At 69.5% G+C, this 3,474-nt stretch carries 3 protein-coding genes; all 3 read right to left on the minus strand.

Annotated features, from left to right (window positions below; all coding sequences use genetic code 11):
• Positions 1-40: 40 nt before the first annotated feature.
• The 3 genes from ACFWEP_RS33135 to ACFWEP_RS33145 are packed head-to-tail and all read right to left on the minus strand — an operon-like array spanning position 41 to position 3,409.
• A complete protein-coding gene (locus tag ACFWEP_RS33135) occupies positions 41-1,582 on the minus strand; it encodes a glycoside hydrolase family 3 protein (protein WP_387375775.1) in 1,542 nt (513 codons plus the stop codon).
• Between the two features lie 10 nt (positions 1,583-1,592).
• Complete coding sequence (locus ACFWEP_RS33140; protein WP_387375779.1) at positions 1,593-2,372, minus strand: carbohydrate ABC transporter permease; 780 nt, start codon at positions 2,370-2,372, stop codon at positions 1,593-1,595.
• 56 nt (positions 2,373-2,428) lie between these two features.
• Positions 2,429-3,409, minus strand: coding sequence for a carbohydrate ABC transporter permease (locus ACFWEP_RS33145; RefSeq protein WP_387375777.1), 981 nt, complete (start codon positions 3,407-3,409; stop codon positions 2,429-2,431).
• Positions 3,410-3,474 lie beyond the last annotated feature (65 nt).

Here is a 3,474-nt window from a genome sequence, read left to right on the forward strand (position 1 = left end):
CACCAGGTGTGACCGGCCCCTCCTCCGTGCCGCAGCGCCGTCACGCCCCGGTGAGGACCTCCGCCGCGGCGAGGCCGCAGACGCGGGCGGCACCGTGCGTCTCCACGTACAGCGCGCCTCTCGGCGCGGAGTACGGCAGACCCATCTCCACGACCACCGTGTCGGGACGCCGGGCGAGCAGGGCGTCGACCGCGCCCGCCATCCACGGGTGGCGGTGTGCGTCGCGGACGACCGCGACGACGCGCCGCTCCCCCGCGGCCGCGAGGGCCTCCGCCACCGGGTCCGAGCTGTCGGTCCCGTAGGTCGCGCCGGTGGTGCCGGGCAGCAGGCGGGCCAGCTCGGCGGCCACACCCCACGGGGTCTCGGCGCCGACGGCGACGTTGGCCACCGGGGTGAAAGCGGCGACGTGGACCGGAGCGTCCAGCCGGGGGCCGTCACCGGTCACCCGTACCGCGCGGCGGGCCGCGACGAGACCGATGTCCGGGTCGTGTCCGTCGGGCCGTCCGGTCGCGGTGCCGGGCGCGGTCCCCTCCTGCACTGCCGCGCCCGGCTCCGGGACCGCCCCCCTCGCACCGCGCGTCCAGGACGCGAGTGCCCGTACCCGTGCGGCGGCGTCGGCCAGCCGCTCCTCGGCCAGCTCCCCGCCGCGCACGGCGGCGACCAGCGCGTCGCGCAGCCGCTCCACCGTGGCGTCGTCCTCCAGCCCGCCGCCGACGCACAGGGCGTCGGCGCCGGCCGCGATCGCGAGGACCGAGCCGCGCTCGATCCCGTACGTCGCCGCGATGGCCTGCATCTCCACCGCGTCGGTGACGATGAGTCCCTCGTACCCGAGTTCACCGCGGAGCAGACCGGTGAGGATCTGCGGACTGAGCGTCGCGGGGCGGTCGGGGTCGAGCGCGGGGAGCAGGATGTGCGCGCTCATCACCGACTTCGACCCCGCGGCGATGGCGGCCTTGAAGGGGACCAACTCGCGGGCGTGCAGGGTGTCGAGGTCGACGTCGATCCGGGGCAGCGCGTGGTGCGAGTCGACGGCGGTGTCGCCGTGGCCGGGGAAGTGCTTCGTGCAGGCGGCGACCCCGGCGGCCTGGATGCCCTCGACGTACGCGGCGGTGTGCCGGGCCACCAGGGCGGGATCGGCGCCGAAGGAGCGTACGCCGATGACCGGGTTGTCCGGGTTGGAGTTGACGTCCGCGGACGGCGCCCAGTTGAGATTGACGCCGCACTCGATGAGCCGGCGGCCCAACTCGTGGGCGACGGCCCGGGTCAGCGCGGTGTCGTCCACGGAACCGAGGGCGTGGTTGCCGGGGAAGGACGAGCCGTCGCGCACTTCCAGGCGGGTGACGTCGCCGCCCTCCTCGTCGATGGCGACGAGTACGTCGTCGCGCTCGGCCCGCAGTTGGGCGGTGAGCGCGGCGAGCTGGCCGGGCGAGACGATATTGCGGCCGAACAGGCCGACGGAGGTGAGCCCTTCGCCGACGCGACGGAGCAGCCAGTCGGGCGCGGTGGTGCCGGTGAAGCCCGGCTGGAGAACGGCGAGCGCGTCACGGGTGACCGTGTCGACGGAGGAGGCAAGAGTGGTCATGGGGGCCGCACTATCCCTTCACTGCGCCGTCGGTCAGACCGCTCACGGCCTTGCGCTGCAGGAAGACGAAGAGGACAAGGATCGGGACCGCGAAGACGGAGGAGGCCGCCATGGTGGCACCCCAGTCGTCGCCGAACTGGGTCTGGAACTGAGACAGCCACAGCGGCAGGGTCTGCGCCTCCGCCTGCTTGTTCAGGACCAGGACGAGCGGGAACTCGTTCCAGGCGGTGATGAAGCCGAACAGCGAGGTGGACATCAAGCCGGGCGCGAGCAGCGGCAGGATCACCTTGACGAACGCCTGGGGCCGGGTGCAGCCGTCCACCATCGCGGACTCCTCCAGCTCCCTGGGTACGGAGGCGACGAAGCCCCGCAGGGTCAGGAGCGTGAAGGGCAGGATCATGACCATGTAGAACAGGGTCAGCGGTATCAGGCTGTTGAGCATGTCCGAGTCACGCACGATGAAGTAGATCGCGATGACCATGACTTCCCACGGCGCCATCTGGGCCACCATGAAGCCGATGATGAACCCCTTGCGTCCCTTGAAGCGCATCCGGGCCAGGGCGAACGAGCCGGCCAGCGCGAGGACGAGGGAGAGGGCCACGGCGATGACGGTGACGGTGAGGGAGTTCCGGACCATGGTCCAGAAGTTGTCGGCGGCCAGCGCGGTCCGGAAGTGTTCGAGCGTGATGTGGGTCGGGAACCACACCGGATCGTCCGAGACGATGTCCGGGGTCGGCTTGAAGGCCGTGGCGAACATCCAGTACACGGGGAAGACGAAGCCGACGACCATGACGAGCGCCGTGGCGTTGGGCCAGATACGGCCGAAACGTGACGAAGCCGAGCGCTTCACAGCTCGTCCTCCCCTTGCTTGAGAACGATCCGGAGGTAGGAGGAGGTCAGCAGGAGCAGGATCACGATGGTCAGCAGCGCGATGGCCGATCCCATGCCGTAGTGCTGGTTGCCGACGCCCTCGATGTAGGCGTACACGGGCAGGATCTCGGTGAGCCGGTCCGGACCGCCCTCGTTGATCGCGAAGACCTGGGCGAACGCCTTGAAGACCCAGATGACTTCGAGGAAGGTCGTCGCGAAGAGGAAGGGCCGCAGGAACGGCATGGTGACCGAGGTGAAGCCCTTCCAGGCTCCGGCGCCGTCGAGCGAGGCGGCCTCGTAGAGCTCCTTGGGGATCGTCGTGGTGGCGGCGTACAGGTTGATCGCCACGAAGGGGATCGACTGCCACACGATGAGCACCGTGATGACGAAGAAGGTGGAGAACTGGCTGCCGGTCCAGTTGTAGTCGGCCATCGAGTGGAAGCCGATCTTGTCCAGCACCCAGTTGACGACACCGAACCGCGAGGCGAAAAGCCACTGGTAGACGGTGGTCGCGGCGATGACGGGCATCGCCCACGCGAGGACGAGGCCGATGAGCAGCGTGACCCGCATGCGCTTGCCGAGCTTGGCGAGCAGCAGACCGGTGAGCGTGCCGAAGATCATGATCAGGACCACGTTGGTCCCCGCGAACACGATCGACCGGCCGGTGACGTTCCAGAAATCCGCGTTGCCGAGGATCTCCTTGTAGTTGTCGACGCCGTTCCACTCGGAAATGTGCTGGATCAGCTGCCGCATGTTGAGGTTCTGGAACGACAGCAGGGTGTTCTTCACCAGCGGCCAGCCGAGGAACACCAGGGTCACGGCCACCGGAGGGGCCAGCAGCAGATAAGGGGCCAGCTGCGATTTTCTGCCGCCGATACCGGACGGTCCCGGTGTGCGGTCGGCCCGCTTCTTGACCTCCGCCGGACCGGAGGGCGGCCGTTCGGTCTGCACGGTCATGCTCGCCATCTCTTTCTTGGCACCATGGGACAACTCTGCTGCCGGGTGCGGACTCCTCGGCGAGG

This window comes from Streptomyces sp. NPDC060198, from assembly GCF_042728415.1.
Taxonomy (GTDB): domain Bacteria; phylum Actinomycetota; class Actinomycetes; order Streptomycetales; family Streptomycetaceae; genus Streptomyces.